This window comes from Arthrobacter paludis, assembly GCF_056782315.1.
This window is the reverse complement of record NZ_JBXAEW010000010.1, coordinates 57,732-76,678: the sequence shown is the minus strand read 5'-3', so window position 1 is coordinate 76,678 and position 18,947 is coordinate 57,732. Positions and strand designations below refer to the sequence as shown.

At 73.6% G+C, this 18,947-nt stretch carries 19 protein-coding genes; 17 read left to right on the top strand and 2 right to left on the bottom strand.

Annotated elements, in window-relative coordinates:
* Positions 1 to 15: 15 nt before the first annotated feature.
* Positions 16 to 1,173 (top strand): acyl-CoA dehydrogenase family protein, encoded by a 1,158-nt coding sequence (locus AC1Q5D_RS10005; RefSeq protein WP_481738448.1) that lies wholly within the window; start codon positions 16 to 18, stop codon positions 1,171 to 1,173.
* A gap of 6 nt (positions 1,174 to 1,179) precedes the next feature.
* On the opposite strand, the gene AC1Q5D_RS10000 is transcribed toward AC1Q5D_RS10005, so the two are convergent.
* Entirely contained in the window at positions 1,180 to 1,422 is a 243-nt protein-coding gene (locus AC1Q5D_RS10000) for a DUF5703 family protein (protein ID WP_481738447.1), read from the bottom strand.
* 41 nt (positions 1,423 to 1,463) lie between these two features.
* On the opposite strand from AC1Q5D_RS10000, the gene AC1Q5D_RS09995 reads away from it, so the two are divergent.
* From AC1Q5D_RS09995 to mshC, 3 genes are all read left to right on the top strand, one after another.
* On the top strand, positions 1,464 to 1,730 hold the full coding sequence (locus AC1Q5D_RS09995) for a hypothetical protein (protein WP_481738446.1): 267 nt from the start codon (positions 1,464 to 1,466) through the stop codon (positions 1,728 to 1,730).
* A 96-nt stretch (positions 1,731 to 1,826) separates the two neighbouring features.
* Positions 1,827 to 2,663: an undecaprenyl-diphosphate phosphatase gene (locus AC1Q5D_RS09990; protein ID WP_481738445.1), complete on the top strand. Its 837-nt coding sequence runs from the start codon at positions 1,827 to 1,829 to the stop codon at positions 2,661 to 2,663.
* Between the two features lie 35 nt (positions 2,664 to 2,698).
* The gene (gene mshC, locus AC1Q5D_RS09985; protein WP_481738444.1) at positions 2,699 to 3,958 is read left to right on the top strand and encodes a cysteine--1-D-myo-inosityl 2-amino-2-deoxy-alpha-D-glucopyranoside ligase; all 1,260 of its coding nucleotides are present in this window, start codon (positions 2,699 to 2,701) and stop codon (positions 3,956 to 3,958) included.
* A gap of 76 nt (positions 3,959 to 4,034) precedes the next feature.
* Here the strand turns inward: mshC and AC1Q5D_RS09980 are convergent, their stop codons facing one another.
* Entirely contained in the window at positions 4,035 to 4,922 is an 888-nt protein-coding gene (locus AC1Q5D_RS09980; RefSeq protein WP_481738546.1) for a PAC2 family protein, read from the bottom strand.
* An 87-nt stretch (positions 4,923 to 5,009) separates the two neighbouring features.
* On the opposite strand from AC1Q5D_RS09980, the gene AC1Q5D_RS09975 reads away from it, so the two are divergent.
* The 13 genes from AC1Q5D_RS09975 (at position 5,010) to AC1Q5D_RS09915 (ending at position 18,864) form a co-directional block, all read left to right on the top strand.
* Positions 5,010 to 5,738 (top strand): HAD family hydrolase, encoded by a 729-nt coding sequence (locus AC1Q5D_RS09975; RefSeq protein ID WP_481738443.1) that lies wholly within the window; start codon positions 5,010 to 5,012, stop codon positions 5,736 to 5,738.
* Positions 5,735 to 6,907, top strand: a complete 1,173-nt coding sequence (locus tag AC1Q5D_RS09970) for a site-2 protease family protein (RefSeq protein ID WP_481738442.1) — start codon at positions 5,735 to 5,737, stop codon at positions 6,905 to 6,907. Before AC1Q5D_RS09975 ends, AC1Q5D_RS09970 begins: the two co-directional genes overlap by 4 nt.
* Before the next feature lie 42 nt (positions 6,908 to 6,949).
* A complete protein-coding gene (locus AC1Q5D_RS09965; protein ID WP_481738441.1) occupies positions 6,950 to 8,056 on the top strand; it encodes a tRNA (adenine-N1)-methyltransferase in 1,107 nt (368 codons plus the stop codon).
* Positions 8,057 to 8,285: 229 nt separating this feature from the next.
* A complete protein-coding gene (gene arc, locus AC1Q5D_RS09960; protein ID WP_481738440.1) occupies positions 8,286 to 10,073 on the top strand; it encodes a proteasome ATPase in 1,788 nt (595 codons plus the stop codon).
* Complete coding sequence (gene dop, locus AC1Q5D_RS09955) at positions 10,070 to 11,680, top strand: depupylase/deamidase Dop (protein ID WP_481738439.1); 1,611 nt, start codon at positions 10,070 to 10,072, stop codon at positions 11,678 to 11,680. Before arc ends, dop begins: the two co-directional genes overlap by 4 nt.
* A gap of 75 nt (positions 11,681 to 11,755) precedes the next feature.
* Positions 11,756 to 11,959, top strand: coding sequence for a ubiquitin-like protein Pup (locus AC1Q5D_RS09950; protein WP_481738438.1), 204 nt, complete (start codon positions 11,756 to 11,758; stop codon positions 11,957 to 11,959).
* Positions 11,960 to 12,736 carry a proteasome subunit beta gene (gene prcB, locus AC1Q5D_RS09945; protein WP_481738437.1) on the top strand — a complete coding sequence of 259 codons (777 nt, stop codon included), beginning with the start codon at positions 11,960 to 11,962 and terminating at the stop codon, positions 12,734 to 12,736. It abuts the gene before it with no gap.
* The gene (gene prcA / locus AC1Q5D_RS09940) at positions 12,737 to 13,456 is read left to right on the top strand and encodes a proteasome subunit alpha (protein WP_481738436.1); all 720 of its coding nucleotides are present in this window, start codon (positions 12,737 to 12,739) and stop codon (positions 13,454 to 13,456) included. It abuts the gene before it with no gap.
* 1 nt (position 13,457) lies between these two features.
* Positions 13,458 to 14,819, top strand: coding sequence for a Pup--protein ligase (gene pafA / locus AC1Q5D_RS09935; RefSeq protein ID WP_481738435.1), 1,362 nt, complete (start codon positions 13,458 to 13,460; stop codon positions 14,817 to 14,819).
* Positions 14,820 to 14,958: 139 nt separating this feature from the next.
* Positions 14,959 to 15,978: an FKBP-type peptidyl-prolyl cis-trans isomerase gene (locus AC1Q5D_RS09930; RefSeq protein ID WP_481738434.1), complete on the top strand. Its 1,020-nt coding sequence runs from the start codon at positions 14,959 to 14,961 to the stop codon at positions 15,976 to 15,978.
* An 18-nt stretch (positions 15,979 to 15,996) separates the two neighbouring features.
* Complete coding sequence (locus AC1Q5D_RS09925; protein ID WP_481738433.1) at positions 15,997 to 16,392, top strand: FKBP-type peptidyl-prolyl cis-trans isomerase; 396 nt, start codon at positions 15,997 to 15,999, stop codon at positions 16,390 to 16,392.
* Between the two features lie 70 nt (positions 16,393 to 16,462).
* Entirely contained in the window at positions 16,463 to 18,478 is a 2,016-nt protein-coding gene (locus AC1Q5D_RS09920) for a helix-turn-helix transcriptional regulator (protein WP_481738432.1), read from the top strand.
* Complete coding sequence (locus AC1Q5D_RS09915; RefSeq protein WP_481738431.1) at positions 18,475 to 18,864, top strand: hypothetical protein; 390 nt, start codon at positions 18,475 to 18,477, stop codon at positions 18,862 to 18,864. The genes AC1Q5D_RS09920 and AC1Q5D_RS09915 overlap by 4 nt, the downstream gene beginning before the upstream one ends.
* Positions 18,865 to 18,947 lie beyond the last annotated feature (83 nt).

Sequence of the window (18,947 nt, the reverse complement as noted above, 5' to 3'; positions counted from 1 at the left end):
CCGAGAGGGGCCTCCATGACCGACATCCGGGACGTCCTCACCCCCGACCTGCTCGCGCGGGTCCGCGAACGCGCCGCCGGGTACGACGCCGAGAACGCGTTCTGCGCGGAGGACTTCGAGGAGCTGCGCTCGGCCGGGTACCTGCGCGCGATGTTGCCGGAGGCCGACGGGGGCCACGACTGGGGGCTGGCCCGGACGGCCGCGGCCCAGCGGCTTCTGGCCACGTATTCCCCGCCCACGGCGCTCGCCGTGAACATGCATCTGGTCTGGACCGGGGTCTGGCGGCTTCTCGCCGAACGCGGCGACGACAGGCTCGGGATGGTTCGCCGGTGGGTGGCCGACGGCGAGGTGATGGCCTTCGGCGTCTCCGAGGCCGGGAACGACCAGGTGCTCTTCGACTCGACTACGAAGGCCGAGCCCACGAGCGACGGCGGCTACGCGTTCACGGGCACGAAGGTCTTCACGTCGCTGTCCCCGGTGTGGACCCGGCTCGGCGTGTTCGGGAAGACGGACGCCGACGGCGGCGAGGCGCTCGTCCACGCATTCCTCCACCGCAACGCGCCGGGCGTCGAAGTCGGCTCCGACTGGAACACGCTCGGCATGCGGGCCACCCAGTCGAACTCGACGCGGCTCAACGGCGCCGTCGCCCCGGCCGAGTCCGTGCACAGCAGCCTGCCGGTCGGCCCGAACCCGGATCCGCTGGTCTTCGGGATCTTCGGCTCCTTCCTCACGCTGACGGCCTCCGTCTACGTCGGTGTGGCCGAGCGGGGCATGCAGCTGGCCGCGGAGTTGCCCGCGCGGCGCCGGTCGCTGAAGTTCGCGGGACGCCCCTACGACCAGGACCCGGACATCCGGTGGCAGGTCGCCGACGCCGGCCTCGAGGTCCTCGCCGTGGACGCGCTCCTGCGCCAGACGGCCGCGGACCTCGACGCGGTCGCCGACCACGGCCCCAGCTGGTTCCCACGCCTGGTCACGCTGCGCACGCGCGCCGGTGACGCTGCCCGGCGGTGCGCCGAGATCGCGCTGAAGGTCTCCGGCGGCGGGCAGTACTTCCGGGGCACCGAGCTCGAACGGCTCCACCGGGACGCCCTGGCCAGCCTCTACCACCCGTCGGACGCGGAATCCGCGCACTCTACGGTGGCCAACTGGCTCCTCGGCCCGCCGTCGCCGTAGTCCGGCTCAGCCGCGCGGGGGCAGGGTCCGCTCCACGCGCATGAGCCGCCGGCGCATCCAGAACTTCCGCACGCCGCCGAAGTACAGCAGGCTGCGCCTCAGCTCCCACTTGCCGTACTCGGCGTGCTCGATGAGGGCGCGGCGGGCCTCCGCCAGCGACTGGCCCGGATACACGGTGACGACGATGTATTCGAAGTCGCCCGACGGGTCGGTGAAGCGGTGGGGAACGGTGGGTGCTTTTTCCATCATGTCCTGTCCATTGTCCCTGTGGAGCGGGTAACGTCTAGCCCATGAGCATCGATCCCCGGGTGGCACTGGAGGCCCTGACCAACGCCTTGGGCGAACACCTCAACGCGGTCGCCGCGCGGCGGGGCGAGAACGACCCCGCCGTCGAGTCCGCGTTCCTCGCCGTGGCCGACGCGTTCGAGCAGTACGAGGACGCACTCTACGACGCCTACGGGGAGGTCACCCCGCTCGACCTCTACGACGACGAGGACGAGGACGAAGACGAGGAGTGGGGGGAAGAGCCCGCGGGGGACGAACTGGCCCAGGGGTGACGCCGCCGGCTCCCGCCGGGGCTGCCCGCCGGGCATGACGCGGCTCACCAGGGAGCGAATCGGGTCCCGCGCCCGGCGTGAAGTAGTGTCTCGGGTGTGAATTGGATCGAAGCCGCCCTGCTGGGCCTTGTCCAGGGCCTGACCGAGTTCCTGCCGATCTCATCGAGTGCCCACCTGCGCATCGTCGGCGAGTTCCTGCCGGACGCGCAGGACCCGGGCGCCACGTTCACGGCGATCTCGCAGCTGGGCACCGAGGCCGCCGTCGTCCTGTTCTTCTGGCGGGACATCGTGCGGATCATCAAGGCCTGGTTCGGGTCCCTGCGCGGCACGGTCGAGCGCAGCGACCCCGACGCGCGGATGGGCTGGTTCATCATCATCGGCAGCATCCCCATCGGTGTGCTTGGCCTGCTGTTCGAGGAGCAGATCGACTCGACGTTCCGCAGTCTCTGGATCACCGCCACGACGCTGATCGTCTTCGGCGTGATCCTCGCGGTCGCCGACACCATCGGCCGGCAGCAGCGCCGGCTGGAACACCTCACCGTCAAGCACGGCATCCTCTATGGCCTCGCCCAGGCGATGGCGCTCATCCCCGGCGTGTCCCGCTCCGGCGGCACCATCACCGGCGGCATGCTCCTCGGTTACACCCGCGAGGCGGCCACCCGCTACTCGTTCCTGCTCGCCATCCCCGCCGTCGTCGCCTCCGGCTTCTACAAGCTCGGCAAGGCGCTCACGGAGGACGGGCAGAGCGGGCCGTACGGGCTCGGCGAGACCATGCTCGCCACCGGCATCGCCTTCGTGGTCGGCTTCGTGGTCGTGGGCTGGCTGCTGCGCTACATCTCGACGCACAACTACCGGCTCTTCGTCTGGTACCGGATCGGCCTCGGCGCGGTCCTCTACATCCTGCTCGGCCTGAACGTCATCCAGCCGGTCTAGCCGCCGCCCGCTCCACCCCCCGCGAAAGGAACACCGTGCACGCTTGGCCCTCGCCGCGCATCCCCGACGTCCCCGGGTCGCCCGCCCCGCTGCGCATCCACGACACCGCGCTCGGCGGCACCGCCACGCCGGAGACCAACGGCGCCGCCAGCCTGTACGTGTGCGGAATCACGCCCTACGACGCCACGCACCTGGGCCACGCCGCCACCTACGTGGCGTTCGACCTGCTCGTGCGCCAGTGGCGGGACGCGGGCCTGGACGTCACCTACACGCAGAACGTCACCGACGTCGACGATCCGCTCCTCGAGCGGGCCGCCGCCACCGGCGCCGACTGGCGTGAGCTCGCCGAGGAGCAGACCGACCTGTTCCGGCGGGACATGGAGGCCCTGAACGTCATCGCCCCGGACCACTACGTCGGCGCGGTCGAGTCCGTGCCGTGGATCGTGCCGGTCGTGTCCGCGATGCTCGAGGACGGTCTCGCCTACCGGGTGCCTGGCACCGGCGGCGAGCCCGACGGCGACGTCTACTTCGACACCCGGGCCGCGGCCCAGGACGCCTGGGAGCTGGGCCGGATGAGCGGCTACGACCGCGACACGATGCTCGGGCTCTTCGGCGAACGCGGCGGCGACCCGGAGCGTCCCGGCAAGCGCGACGCGCTCGACCCTCTCCTGTGGCGGGCCGCGCGCGACGGCGAGCCGTCCTGGGACGGGGGACCCCTCGGGTCTGGCCGTCCCGGATGGCACATCGAGTGCTCCGTCATCGCCCGGCGGTTCCTGCCGGCCCCCTTTACGGTCCAGGGCGGCGGTTCTGACCTGGTGTTCCCGCACCACGAGTTCTCGGCCGGGCACGCGACGGCGTCCGACGGCCTGCCCCTTGCGAGCCACTACGTGCACACGGGCATGGTGGGGCTCGACGGGGAGAAGATGAGCAAGTCCCTCGGCAACCTCGTCCTGGTCTCGAAGCTGCGGGAGGCCGGCGAGGATCCGGTCGCCGTGCGCGCGGTGATCCTGGGGCAGCACTACCGCAGCGACTGGTTCTGGACCGACGAACTGCTCGCCCAGGCGCGGGGCCGCCTGGACGCGTGGCGCGCGCGGTTGGCCACGGCCACCGACGCGGACGCCCGGCGCCTGATCGAGTCGATCCGCGAGCGCCTCGCGGACGACCTCGACGCCCCCGGCGCCCTCGATGCGCTCGACGCCTGGGCCGCGTCCGAGGCCGAGGGCCCCGGCGCGGGATCCGCGGCCGACGCCGTCGCCGACGCCGTCGACGCGCTGCTGGGCCTGCGCCTGCGCTGATTCCGGGCCGGGCCGCCGCCCGACCGCGCGCACGCCGCGCGGGGCGGCACAGGGTCCGGCCCGGGTCGGGCGTGGGCTAGGCGGAGCCCGACGGGTCGGGACCGCCGCCCTGGTCCCGGCGCTTGAGGTACCGCTCGAACTCCCGGGCGATCGACTCGCCGGTGGCCTCCGGCAGGTCGGCCGCGTCCTGGGCCTGCTCCAGCTGCTCCACGTAGGCGGCGACCTCGGGGTCCTCGCCGGCGAGCTCGTTCACCCCGCGCTCCCATGCCTCCGCGTCCTCCACGAGCGTGTGCACGTCCAGGGCCACGTGCAGGACCTCCTCGAGGTGCCGCACCAGGGCCAGCGTCGCCTTGGGGGACGGGGACTGCCCCACGTAGTGCGGTACCGCAGCCCAGATCGACACCGTGGGCAGCCCGGCCGAGTCGGACGTCTCGGCCAGGACGCCCAGGATGCCGGTCGGGCCCTCGTACGTCGTCGTCTCGGCCGGCAGCAGCCGGCGGAGCTGCGGGTCCTCGCTCGTGACGCTCGCCGGGATGGGGCGCGTGTGCGGCACGTCGGCCAGCAGCGCGCCGACCAGCACCACCGCCTTGACGTTCTCCTCCTCGGCCCGGGTCAGCAGCTCCGCGGTGAACGCCTGCCAGCGGTACGTCGGCTCCACGCCGCGGACCAGCACGACGTCGACGGGGGCGCCGGGCAGGGACGTGCGGTAGAAGCGGGTCGTCGGCCAGCGCACGGTCCGCTTGCCGGCCGCCGTGCGCCGGATGGTGGGGCGGGAGAACTGGTAGTCGTAGTAGTCGTCGTCCGCGAGCTGCCCGATCTTCCGGGCGTCCCACTCGCGGGACAGGAGCCGCACCGCATCGCTGGCCGCCTCGCCGGCGTCGTTCCAGCCCTCGAACGCGACCACCATGATGGCGGGACGCTTCGCGCCCTCGCCGCCGTGGGTCTCGGCGACGATGTCGGTCAACGACTTGCGCTCCTCGAATTCCTCTGCCACGCCTCACACCCTAGCGCCCCGCCGCCCGGGCGCATCCCCGGCGGTAGAATCGGCCCCATGCCCACCCTCGCCGACGCCCCCGCCGACGACAGCCCCGCCATCGACCCTGCCACCGGACTGCAGGCGGCCCTGTGGGACATGGACGGAACCATCGTCGACACCGAGCCCTACTGGATCGCCGCCGAGAAGCGCCTCGTCGAGGAACACGGCGGCACCTGGACCGACGCCGACGCCCGCCGGCTGGTCGGACAGGCGCTGCCCACCAGCGCGGCCATGCTCCAGGACGCTGGCGTCCGCCTGGACATCCGGTCCATCATCGACGTGCTCAGCGCGTCCGTCCGCGCCGACGTCGCCCACACCGCCCCCTGGCGCCCGGGGGCCCGGGAGCTGCTCGCCGACCTCCGCGCCCACGGCGTGCCCTGCGTCCTCGTGACCATGTCCGAGGCGCCCCTGGCCGAGGCCGTGGCCGGGGCGCTGCCCGCCGGGACGTTCCGGTTCCTGGTCACCGGGGACGCGGTCGAGCGCGGCAAGCCCGACCCCGAGCCGTACCTGACGGCCCTGCGGGGACTCGCCCCCGAGGTGCCGGGACTCGTGGCCCACCGCGCCGTCGCCATCGAGGACTCCGCCCCCGGCATCGCCTCCGCCGTCGCCTCGGGGGCCACCACCATCGGCGTGCCGAACGTGGGCGCCGTCCCCGAGCCGGGCGGCTGGACGCGCTGGGAGACGCTCGCCGGCGCCACCGCGGCGCACCTCGACGCCCTGGTCCGCGCCGGCGGGCCCCGGTGAACCCGGGTCCCCGCCCGGCCCCGCCCGCGGGATCCGGCGGGCCCGAGGGGACCGGGGAGCCGCGCAGCGGGATCCCGCTCGGGCGGATCGGCGGCGTCCCGGTCTCGCTCGCGTGGTCCTGGTTCGTCATCGCCGCGGCCATCGTCGTCCTCTTCGGTCCGGAGGTCGCCCGGAGGCTGCCCGGGAGCGGGGCCACCGCCTACGCCGTCGCCCTCGCCTACGCGCTCCTGCTGCTGCTCTCCGTGCTCGCGCACGAACTGGCCCACGCGCTGGTCGCGCGGGCGTACGGCTGGCCCGGCGCCCGGATCGTCCTGACCCTCATGGGCGGGCACACCCAGTTCGGCAGCGTCAAGGCGACGCCCGGCAGCTCCCTCGCCGTCGCCCTCGCCGGCCCGGCCGCGAACTTCGCCCTGGCCGGAATAGCCACGGTGGTGCTGGCAGCGGCCGAACCGGCCGGCGCCGCGGGCCTGCTGCTCGTCTTCTTCCAGTACGCGAACCTGCTCGTGGCGATCTTCAACGTCCTGCCCGGGCTGCCCCTGGACGGCGGACGGCTCGTCGAGTCCGCCGTCTGGTCCGCCACCGGCTCCCAGGAGCGCGGCACCGTCGCGGCCGGGTGGGCCGGACGGGTCATCGTCGTCGCCCTCGTCGCCTACTTCGTCGTCCTGCCCTACGCCCTCGGGCGGTCGCCCGACCTGCAGTTGGCCATCATCGGCCTGCTGGTCTCGGCGTTCCTGTGGACCGGGGCGTCCCAGGCCATCGCGAACGCCCGGATGCGCCTCCGCCTGCCGCGGATCGCCGCGCGCGAGCTCATGGTCCCCGCCACCGGGGTCCCGGCGGGCTGGAGCGTCGCCGACCTCGATGCCCACGTCGGGCGCTACGGCGAACCGGTCCTGCTGACCGGACCCGGCGGCGCCCCCGAGGCCATCGTCGACTCCGCCTCCCTGCGGTCCGTCCCGGGCCCCCTGCGCGCCACCACGCCCGCGAGCACGGTGGCCAGGGCCCTGGCCCCCGGCGCCGTCGTCTCCGCGGAGGCCGCCGGCCGGGACCTCATCGACCGGCTCGCCCCGCTGGCCGGCAGCGAGTACGCCGTCGTCGACCCCGCCGGCCGCGTCGTCGGACTCCTCGTCCAGTCCGCCGTCGTCGCCGCGATCACCGGCAAGCGCCGCTAAGCGGCACCCCCAGACCATTCCCCACCAGAAAGACCGGAACCCATGACGCCCTCCGACACCGCCCACACGCCCACCGGGGCCTCGCGCCGCCGCGGCCCCTTCTCCGCCGGCGAGCGCGTGCAGCTCACCGACGAGAAGCGCCGGATCAACACGATCACGCTCGTTCCCGGGGGCGAGTTCCACACCCACAAGGGGGTGCTGGCCCACGACCTGCTGATCGGCAGGCCGGAGGGCAGCGTCGTCGAGAACACCACCGGGCACCGCTACCAGGCGCTGCGCCCGCTGCTGAAGGACTTCGTGCTGTCGATGCCGCGCGGCGCCGCCGTCGTCTACCCCAAGGACGCCGCCCAGATCGTGACCATGGGCGACATCTTCCCGGGCGCGCGCGTCGTGGAGGCCGGCGTGGGGTCCGGGGCGCTGTCCATCTCGCTGCTGCGCGCCGTCGGGGACCACGGCTACCTGCACAGCTTCGAGCGCCGCGAGGAGTTCGCCGAGATCGCCCGCGGGAACGTCGAGACGATCTTCGGCGCCGAGCACCCCGCCTGGGACATCACGCTGGGCGACTTCCAGGAGAAGGTCGTCGAGTCCGAAGAGCCGGGATCGGTCGACCGGGTGGTCCTGGACATGCTCGCCCCGTGGGAGTGCGTCGACGCCGTCGCCACCGTCCTGGCCCCCGGCGGGGTGTGGGTGAACTATGTCGCCACCGTCACGCAGCTCTCCCGCACGGCCGAGGCCATCCGCGCCGACGGGCGGTTCACCGAGCCCGACGCGTGGGAGTCCATGGTGCGCGGGTGGCACCTCGACGGCCTCGCCGTGCGGCCCGACCACCGCATGGTCGCCCACACCGGCTTCCTCATGACATGCCGGCGGCTCGCCGAGGGGGCCCGCGGGATCCCCGGCAGCAAGCGCCCCAAGTCGACGGAGTTCGCCGAGGCCGATGTCCGGGCCTGGACCCAGGGCCACGAGCCCGAGGCCTGGACGCCCGAGGCGATCGGCGAGCGCGGCGTCTCGGACCGCAAGCTGCGCCGCGCCGGGCGCGATGCGGCGCCGCACCCGCTGCTCGGGGCGGGCGACGACGGCGGCGCCCGGGCGGACGACGGCGCCGGGGACGGCGGCCGTCCCGCCAGCCCGGAGGCCGACCCGCAGTAGCCCGGCCGGCGTGGGCGGGCCGGTATCGAGACGACCCGCCGCGGACGACACGACCCGCCGCGGACGAGGCCACCCTGCATATCCGGTCTCCTCGCCCGCGGGGGGTCGTCTCGCGGCAGCCACCCGTCCGCCATGCGGACGCGCGACACGCCGGGGTGGCGGTGGGGTCGGCGCTGGCTACGATGGCTGTACGGGGCCCGGGATGGGGTCCCAGTCACGGGAGGTGCCGATGTCGATGGAACCGAAGCCGGAGGGAACGGGGCCCGGCGCCGAGCCGGGCGGGCGCGAGGAGCGCCTCGCCGCGCAGCTCGCCGCGGCCGAGCGGCAGCTGAACGTGCTCCGGGACAAGTCCCGGAACCTCGACCGGCAACTGGGGACCGCCACGGCCAACAACCAGCGGCTCGTGGCCATGCTCGAGCGGACGCGCGAGGAGATCGTCACGCTCAAGGCCGCCCTCGACAAGGACGGCGAGACCCCCTTCAGCTACGGGACCATCGTCGCCATCAACCCGAAGGGCGCCCCGGCCAAGGGCACCGCGATCGCCGCCGCCGGCGGGCAAAGCGTCGACATCGTCCAGGGCGGACGCAAGCTGCGCGTCGCCGTGTCGCCGCTGCTGGACTTCAAGCTCCTGGCCGTGGGGCAGGAGGTCCTGCTCAACGAGTCGCTCACGGTCGTCGCCGGCCTCGGCTTCGAGCAGGCCGGGGACCTGGTCGCCGTCAAGGAGGTGCTCGACGACGGGCGCGTCCTGGCCGTGGGGCGCGCGGACGACCAGAAGGTCGTGCGGCTGGCCGCGCCGCTGCTGCAGGAGAAGGTGCGCGTGGGCGACACGCTCGCCGTCGACCCGCGCACCGGGCTGGCCGTGGAGCGGGTCCACCTGTCGGACATGCAGTCCCTCGTCCTCGAGGAGGTCCCGGACATCTCCTACGCGGACATCGGCGGACTGGGGCCGCAGATCGAGCAGATCCGCGACGCCGTCGAGCTCCCGTTCCTGCACGCGGACCTCTACCGCGAGCACGGGCTCACCGCCCCGAAGGGCATCCTCCTCTATGGGCCCCCCGGGTGCGGCAAGACGCTCATCGCCAAGGCCGTCGCCCACTCGCTCGCGGAGCGGACCGCGGAACTGCGCGGGGAGAGCGGGGCCCGCAGCTACTTCCTGAACATCAAGGGCCCGGAACTGCTGGACAAGTACGTCGGCGAGACGGAGCGCCACATCCGCCTGATCTTCGCCCGGGCGCGCGAGAAGGCCACCGGCGGCAACCCGGTCGTCGTCTTCTTCGACGAGATGGACTCCCTGTTCCGCACCCGCGGGACCGGGGTCTCCTCCGACGTGGAGACCACGATCGTCCCGCAGCTGCTCAGCGAGATCGACGGCGTCGAGAAGCTGGACAACGTGATCGTCATCGGGGCCTCCAACCGGGAGGACATGATCGACCCGGCCATCCTGCGCCCGGGCCGCCTCGACGTGAAGATCAAGGTCAAGCGCCCGGACGCCGAGGGCGCCGCGGAGATCTTCGGCAAGTACCTGGTCGACTCGCTGCCCCTGCACCGGGACGACGTCGCCGAGCACGGGGGCGACCCGCACGCGACGATCCAGGCCATGATCCGGCGCACCGTGGAGGCCATGTACGCCACGGTCCCGGAGAACGAGTTCCTCGAGGTCACGTACGCCAACGGCGAGACCGAGACCCTCTACTTCAAGGACTTCAACTCTGGGGCCGTGATCCGCAACGTCGTGGACCGGGCCAAGAAGACCGCCATCAAGGAGCTGCTGACCACGGGGGAGCGGGGCCTGCGCATCGACCACCTGCTCGGCGCCGTCGTCGACGAGTTCCACGAGCACGAGGACATGCCCAACACCACCAACCCCGACGACTGGGCGCGCATCTCCGGGAAGAAGGGGGAGCGGATCACCTACATCCGCACCATCATCCAGAGCAAGGGGGAGGCGGGCTCGGGCCGCTCCATCGATGCCGAGGGGCACGGCGGGCCCTACGAGAACACGGGGCAGTACCTGTGACGGTGCGCCGCGTCGTCGGGCTCGAGACCGAATACGGGATCCTCGCGCCGGGACGCGCCGGCGCGAACCCGACCGTGCTCTCCGCGCAGGTGGTCAACGCGTACGCCGCCGTCGTCCGGCGCGGCCGCGGGCCGCTGGCCGGGACGCGCTGGGACTTCTCGGACGAGTCCCCGCTCGCCGACGCGCGCGGCTGGACCGTGCCCCGGGTGCAGGCCCACCCCTCCCAGCTGACCGACGAGGCGCGGGAGCTCACCGCCGAGGAGGTCGCGCTGGCCGGCGGCGACGCCCGGGCCGGCGAGACCCTGTACACGGAGGACACGCGCGACGAGCACGTCCTGATGAACATGGTGCTCGGCAACGGGGCCCGGCTCTACGTGGACCACGCGCACCCGGAGTACTCGTCCCCGGAGACGACCGGGCCGCTGGACGCCGTGGTCCACGACCAGGCCGGGGACGCCGTGATGCTGGCGGCGTCCCGCCGGATCGCCGAGGGCGGCGAGACGGTCCTGCTGTACAAGAACAATACGGACAACAAGGGCGTCAGCTATGGCGCGCACGAGAACTACCTGGTCCCGCGGGACGTGCCCTTCGACGCCATCGCCGCGGCGCTGCTGCCCTTCTTCGCCACCCGGCAGGCCTTCTGCGGGGCCGGCCGCGTGGGGCTGGGCGTCACGGGCCGCGAGCCCGGGTTCCAGATCAGCCAGCGGGCGGACTTCTTCGAGGCCGAGGTGGGGCTCGAGACGACGATCCGCCGCCCGCTGGTCAACACCCGCGACGAGCCGCACGCCGCGTGGGACAAGTACCGGCGCCTGCACGTGATCGCCGGGGACGCCAACCTGGGCCAGGTCTCGACGTACCTGCGGATCGGTACGACGGCCCTCGTGCTCGCACTGGTCGAGGCCGGGCGCGCGCCCCAGCTGGCCCTGCGCCACCCGGTCGGCGCCGTGCAGCAGGTCAGCCACGACCCGACGCTCACCCGCACCATCGAACTCGCCGACGGCCGGCGGGCCACGGCGCTGGACATCCAGCAGGCCTACCTGGACGCCGCCCGCGCCCTGTGCGCGGACACCGGGGCGGACGCCGAGGGGCAGACCGCGGACGTGCTGCGGCGCTGGCAGGCGGTGCTGGACACGCTGCGCCGCGACGTCGCGGCCGCGGCCCGGCAGGTCGACTGGGTCGCGAAGCTGCAGCTCATGGAGGGGTACCGGCAACGCGGCGGGCTCGCCTGGGACGACCACCGGATCGCGCTCATGGACCTGCAGTGGGCCGACATCCGGCCCGAGAAGGGCCTCTACCACCGGCTGGTGGCCCGCGGCCTGATGGAGACCCTGGTGCCGCCGGAGCGGATCGCCGCCGCCGTGTCGGAGCCGCCGGCGGACACGCGCGCCTACTTCCGCGGCCGCGCGCTCACGGAGTACCCCGACGACGTCGTCGGCGCCAGCTGGGATTCCGTGATCTTCAGCGTCCCCGGCCGCCCGGGCCTGGAGCGGGTCGCCATGATGGAGCCCCTGCGCGGCACCCGCGACCTGGTGGGGCCGCTGTTCGACGCCCGCCACGACATCGGCGACTTCGTCGACCGGCTTCGCCGCGGGCGGAAAGAGGCATAGGTGGTGCGCCGCGCCACAGGTGGCAAGATGGGAACACGGCGGCACCCGCCGCGGTAGCGAGACCAGGAGGACCCCATGGCCCAGGAACAGTACCGGTCGGAGCCCACCGAGCAGCGCCAGGACGAGGAGGACGCCGGCGCGCCGGCCCCCGCCGCCCCGTCCGCCGAGGCGCAGGCCCAGTCGCAGGCCACCGACGACCTGCTCGACGAGATCGACGGGGTCCTCGAGCAGAACGCCGAGGAGTTCGTGCGCGGGTTCGTGCAGAAGGGCGGCCAGTAGGTGGAGTTGCCCGCGGGTCCGTCCTTCGTCGAGTACCTGGCCCGGGAGCGGCCCGAGCTGCTCCCGGCCGCGCCCGGCGCCGAGTCCGGCGAACAGCGCCACGCGACCACGATCGTCGCCCTCGAGTACGCGGGCGGCGTCGTGATGGCCGGCGACCGCCGGGCGACGATCGGCAACGTGATCGCGAGCCGGCACATGGAGAAGGTGCTCCCCGCGGACCGGTACTCCGTCGTGGGGATCGCCGGGTCCGCGGGCACCGCCCTGGACATGGCGCGGCTGTTCCAGGTGGAGCTGGAGCACTACGAGAAGATCGAGGGCACGCTGCTCAGCCTCGACGGCAAGGCCAACCGCCTGGCCTCGATGGTCCGGGCCAACCTCGGGCTGGCCATGCGGGGTATGTCGGTCGTCCCGCTGTTCGCCGGGTTCGATCCGGGCCGGGGAGTCGGGCGGATCTTCTCCTTCGACATCACGGGCGGGCGCTACGAGGAGATCGAGCACCACAGCATCGGCTCGGGCTCCGTCTACGCGCGCGGGGCCCTGAAGAAGCTGTGGCGTCCGGCCCTCGAGCGGGACGCGGCAGTGAGGATCGCGGTCGAGGCGCTCTACGACGCGGCCGACGACGACTCCGCCACGGGCGGGCCGGACCTGGTCAGGCAGTTGTGGCCGGTCGTGTACACCGTGGCCGAGCCCGGGGCGCAGCGGGTGCCCGAGGACGAGTTGGCCGCCGTCGCGGCGGCCATCGTGGCGGACCGCTCCGCCGCGGGAAGGGAGGCCTAGGTGACGGCGCAGTTCTACGTCTCGCCCGAGCAGCTGATGAAGGACCGGGCGGACTTCGCCCGGAAGGGCATCGCCCGGGGCCGTTCCGTCGTGGTGCTCAGCTGCGCCGACGGGATCGCGTTCGTGGCCGAGAACCCGTCGAGCTCGCTGCGCAAGACCGGCGAGATCTACGACCGGATCGGCTTCGCCGCGGTCGGCAAGTACAACGAGTTCGAGTCGCTGCGCCAGGCCGGCGTCCGGTACGCCGACACGCGCGGCTACTCCTACGACCGCGGGGACGTGACCGGGCGCGGGCTCGCGAGCGTCTACGCGCAGAGCCTCGGGGCGGTGTTCACGGCCGACAGCAAGCCGTTAGAGGTCGAGCTGGCCGTCGCCGAGGTGGGGGAGGACCCGGCGGCCGACCACCTGTTCCGGCTCACCTTCGACGGCTCGATCTCCGACGAGCGCGGCAGCGTCGTGATGGGCGGGGAGCCCGGGCCCATCGCGGAGGCGCTCTCCGGCGTGCCGGCCGGGCGGGACCCCGCCAGCGCGGGCTTCGCCGAGGCCGTCGCCGCGGCGGCGCGGGCCCTGCCAGCCATGTCGGCCGACGGCGCCGGGCCGGCCCTGCTGGAGGTTTCCGTCCTGGACCGGGACCCGCTGGCGCTGCGCGGGTCGCGGCGCGCGTTCCGGCGCATCGCCGACTCCGAGGTCGCCGCGATGCTCGCCACGGGCGGGGCGTAGCGTGGACCGGCGGATCTTCGGCATCGAGACCGAGTACGGCATCGCGTACTCGGCCCCGGGGGCGCGCCCGCTGACCCCCGAGGAGGTCGCGCGCTACCTGTTCCGGAAGGTCGTGGCCTGGGGGCGCAGCTCCAACGTCTTCCTCACCAATGGCTCGCGCCTCTACCTCGACGTGGGCTCGCACCCCGAGTACGCGACCGCGGAGTGCGACGACGTCGTCCAGCTGATCGTGCACGACCGCGCCGGCGAGGCGGTCCTGGACGAGCTCGCGGCCGGCGCCCAGGAGCGGATGCGCGACGACGGGTTCAACGGGTCCGTCTACCTGTTCAAGAACAACACCGACTCCGCCGGGAACTCGTACGGGTGCCACGAGAACTACCTCATCCCGCGCCGCCTGGAGTTCACCCGGCTGGCGGAGGCCCTGATCCCGTTCCTGGTCACCCGGCAGCTGTTCGCCGGGGCGGGGAAGGTGCTGCCGGTCGACGGCGAGCACCGTTACGCGTTCTCGCAGCGCGCGGACCACGTCTGGGAGGGCGTCTCCTCGGCGACGACCCGGTCCCGGCCGATCATCAACACGCGCGACGAGCCGCACGCCGACGCCGAGTTCCACCGCAGGCTGCACGTCATCGTCGGGGACTCCAACATGTCCGAGACGACGCAGCTGGTGAAGGTCGGGGCCACGGACCTGATGCTGCGCATGATCGAGGCCGGGACGATCCTGGGGGACCACCGCCTCGAGAACCCGATCCGCAGTATCCGCGAGATCTCGCACGACACGACCGGCCGCACCCCGGTGCGCCTGGCGAACGGCCGGACCATGACCGCCCTCGAGCTGCAGGAGTCCTTCTACGCGAAGGTCGAGGATTTCGTGGCCCGGGAGGGCGCGCACACGCCGCACGTACCGCGGGTGATGGACCTGTGGCGGCGTGCCCTGGAGGCCGTCTCCGCCGGGGACCCGTCCCGGGTGGACACGGAGATCGACTGGGCGATCAAGCACCGGCTGATCGAGGAGTACCGCCAGCGGCACGGGCTCGAGCTCTCGAGCCCCCGCATCGCCCAGCTGGACCTGACCTACCACGACATCTCGCCGTCCCGGGGGCTGTTCCGGATGCTCGAGGCCCACGGCAGGGCCGCGCGGATCACGGACCCGGCGGACGTCGAGCGGGCCCGGGAGGTGCCGCCCCAGACCACCCGCGCCAAGCTGCGCGGGGACTTCGTGCGGGACGCCCGGGCCGCCGGGCGGGACTTCACGGTGGACTGGGTCCATCTGAAGCTCAACGACCATTCGGGGCAGACGGTCCTGTGCAAGGACCCGTTCGCGCACGAGGACCCGCGCGTCGAGCACCTGCGCTCGCTGCTGTAGCGCCCCGCCGGGCCGGCCGGGACGATGCGCGTCCGGCACAGGGGCCTCACAGCAGTGCCCCCTAAACTGGAAGCCCCGGCGCGCTGATGACCCTGGTCCCGCGCGCGCGGGCACCACACCGACGACGAAAGCTGGACACGTGCGCAAGATCCTGGCCACCGCGCTCGCCGCCGGGCTGCTCCTGACGGGATGCAGCGCGGAGCCGAGCAAGACCTCGGGCGACGCCGCCCCGCTGAGCTCGATCGAGATCAAGCCCGGGGCCGACGACAACACGGCCCCGACGGTCGAGTTCGACACGCCCCTGGTGGCCACCGCCCCGGGCGCGGCCGTCGTCAAGGAGGGCGACGGGCCGGTCATCGAAGCCGGCCAGAACGTGCAGTACAAGCTGGCCGGCTACAACACGGAGGACGGATCCGAGCTGGGCAACCTGTTCTCCGAGCCGCCGCAGGTCCTGTCCATGACAGAGGAGATGAAGTCGCTCGACCCGGAGATCTACGACGTCCTGGTCGGGGCCAAGGTCGGCTCGTGGGTCGCGTACGTCCGCCCGGTCGAGGACCCCGCGGGCCAGGACGGCGGGGCGTCCGGTTCGGCCGCGCCGTCGGAGGAGTCCGGTTCCGCCGCGCCGTCCGAGGGTTCCGCCAGCCCCTCGCCCGAGCCCGCGAAGGCGGAGCAGGTGGTGATCCTCAAGGTCGTCGGTGCCGAGAACATGCCGGAGCCCGCGAAGGTCCTGGGCCAGGACGAGGTGAAGAAGCTCGCGGACGAGGGCCGGCTGCCGACCGTGGAGTTCGCGCAGGACGGAAACCCGACGATCACCATCCCCGAGTCCGAGGAGCCGGGCGGCCTCGCCGTCGAGGTCCTCGAGGAGGGCACCGGCAAGACCGTCAAGGAGTCCGACACGGTCACCGCGCACTACGAGGGCGTCCGCTGGGAGGACGGCAAGGTCTTCGACTCCAGCTACGACCGCGGGGAACCTGCCGCGTTCCCGCTGACGCAGGTCATCGAGGGGTGGACCAAGGGCCTGGCCGGGCAGAAGGTCGGCTCGACCGTCATGCTCACCATCCCCGGGCAGATGGCCTACGCGCAGTCGCCGTCCGGCCCGCAGGGTACGCTCGTCTTCGTTGTCGAGATCAAGTCCGCGGAGCCCGCGGCCTCCAACTAGGCCCCAGAAAGGACCACCATGTCGTTTGGCAAGCGCGAGTACGACCGCACCAAGCCGGAGATCGAGTTCCCCGGCGACACCCCGCCCTCCGAGCTCGTCATCGAGGACGTCGTCGCCGGCGACGGCCGCGAGGTCGCCCCGGGCGACACCGTCTCCGCCCACTACGTCGGCGTGGCCTGGTCCACGGGCGAGGAGTTCGACGCGTCCTGGAACCGGGGCACCCCGCTGGACTTCCGAGTGGGCGTCGGCCAGGTCATCCAGGGCTGGGACCAGGGCCTGGTTGGCATGAAGGTCGGCGGCCGCCGCCGCCTGGAGATCCCGCCGCACCTGGCCTACGGGGAGCGCGGCGCCGGTGGCGCCATCGGGCCCAACGAGACGCTGATTTTCGTCGTCGACCTCGTCGGCGTCCGCTGACCCCACACGACCGCCGCGGGCGGCGCACCCCCGAGGGGGTGCGCCGCCCGCGGCGTAGTAACGTACAAGCGTGCCTGAACAGCGACCCGACGCCCCGACGCGCACCGAGAAGCTCGTCAGCCTGACCTACGCGCTGATGGCCCGACGCCGCGGCTATACGCGCGCCGAGCTCCGCCGCATCGTCGACGACTACAAGGGGCTCGGGGACGAGGCCTTCGAGCGGAAGTTCGAGCGCGACAAGGACGACCTGCGCGGCCTCGGCGTGCCGATCGAGACCGTCGACGGAGACTCCGGCGAGGAGACCCGCTACCTCGTCCGGCCCGAGCGGTACCGGCTGCCCGAGGTCTCGTTCACCGCCGGGGAGGCCCTCGCCGTCGGCCTCGCCTCGCGCGTCTGGAAACACCCGGCCCTCGGCTCCGCGGCGGCCCGGGCCGCCGCCCGGCTGCACGACGGCGCGGCCGACGCCGGCTCCACCGGCGCCTACGCGGCCCGGCTGGACACCACCGACCCCGCCTTCGAGGTGCTCCTGCGCACCGTCTGGGAGCGCGTACCCGTCGAATTCGGATACCGCACCGTCGGTGGCGGCGAGTCCCGCCGCCGCGTCGACCCCTGGGGCGTGGGCCACCGGTTCGGCCAGTGGTACCTCGTCGGGCGCGACCGCGACCGGGACGCCGAGCGCGTGTTCCGGCTCTCGCGCATCACCAGCGCCGTCGCCCGCCTGGGCGGCCACTTCGAGCGGCCCGCGGGATTCAGCGTCGGCGCGGCGCTGGACCGGCTCGACCCCGGGCACGCCCCGCACGCCGCCACGGTCGAGCTCGACGCCGGACGGGGGCTGCAGGTGCGCGCCCGCTACGGCGCAGGCCAGCGGGCCAGGCCCGGGACCGCCCCGGGGCGCGAGCGGATCACGCTCCACTACCACGACGCCGAGGCACTCGGCGCGGACCTGGCCGCCCTCGGACCCGTGGCTTGGGTCGCCGAGCCGGGCGAGGTGCGCGACGCCGTCGTCCGGCGCCTGGCCGCGGCCCGCGACGCCCAGCGCGCCCCCGTGCCCGCCTACGACCTGGACCGCCGGCGCGGCGGGGGCCGTCCGCCCGCGACCGCCGTCGTCGCGCGGGCCCTGGACCTCATCGCGTACGTCGTCGGGCAGGGCGTCGCGGACCTCGACGAGACGGCCGCACGGTTCGGGATCAGCAAGCGCGCGCTGATGAAGGACCTGTCGACGATCAGCCTCTCCGGGATCCCCAACGGACTGCCCGACGAGCTGATCGACGTCGATTGGGACGAGAACACGGTCACGATGGCCAACGCCGAGGGGCTGGCGGCCCCGATGCGGCTGAACCTGACCGAGGCGTCCACGCTGATCGTCGGGCTGCGTGCGCTGCTCGACCTCCCGGCGGAGCATCCCGGCGCGGCGCGCTCCGCCCTGGAGAAGCTGCGGCGGGCGGCCGGGGAGTTCGCCGGGATCGACGACCTCGTGGCCGCGCGCCTGGCCTCCGGCGAGGCGCCGGGGCACCTGGCCACGCTGCGCGAGGCCGTCGCCGGGCGGCGCGTGCTGCGCCTGCGCCACCTGAACCCCGACACCGACCGGGCCACCGAGCGCGACGTCGAGCCGGTGCGCCTGCTCGAGGACTCCGGCCGCACCTACCTGCAGGCCTGGTGCCGCGCCGCCGGCGCGGCCCGCAACTTCCGCACCGACCGAATCCTCGAGGCCGCGGCCACGGGGGAGACCTACACGGAGGACCGGGACCGGCACGGCTCGATGCAGGAGACCCTGTACGTGCCGGGAGAGGACGATGCGACGGTGGTCCTGCGCTTCGCGGAGCGCCTGGTCCCGCTGGCCGAGGACTTCGCCCCGGCCCGGACGGACGCCGACGGCAAGGCGCTCGTCGCCGAGGTGCGCATTGCCGAGCCCGCCATGCTCCGCGGGCTCGTCGCGCGCCACGGCGGCGCCGTGACGGTCCTGGCCCCGGACGACGCGGTCCGGGCCGTGCGCGGGTGGCTGGACGCGGCGCTCGCACCGTACGGGCCGCCCGGCCCCACCGACACGCCGCCGGCCCGTTCCGGCGGAACGAAGGAGAACGCATGATGCCCTGGTGGTTCTGGGTCCTGCTGTGGCTGGCGCTGGCCGCCGCGAGCGGCGCCTTCCTGCTCTACTGCGGGTTCCGGCTCTTCCGCGGGTTCACCGCGCTGGCCGACGACGCCGGGCGGTCGCTCGACGCACTCGCGATGCCGGCCCCTGGGCCCGCCGGACGCGGGGCGGGGTCCGATCCGGCGTCCGCCCCCGCGGACCCGCAGGCCGGCGACCGCCTGCCCGCCGGCTACGACGCGGTGTTCGCCGACCCCGACCGCCTGCGCGGCCGGAAGGAGGCGGCTTCGGACGCGCGGCGGCTGGCCCGGCGAGAGCGGCGGGTCGCGGCCAAGCGGGCCGCCGGCCGGCCGCAGCGCTGGTCCGACGTGTTCGACGAGGAGTAGGTGGCGCCCGGTTGACGGGCCGGTGAACGGATCGTGCGGGCCCGCGTGGGGCGGGTGCCCGCGGCGGGGCTTGACGTAGACTT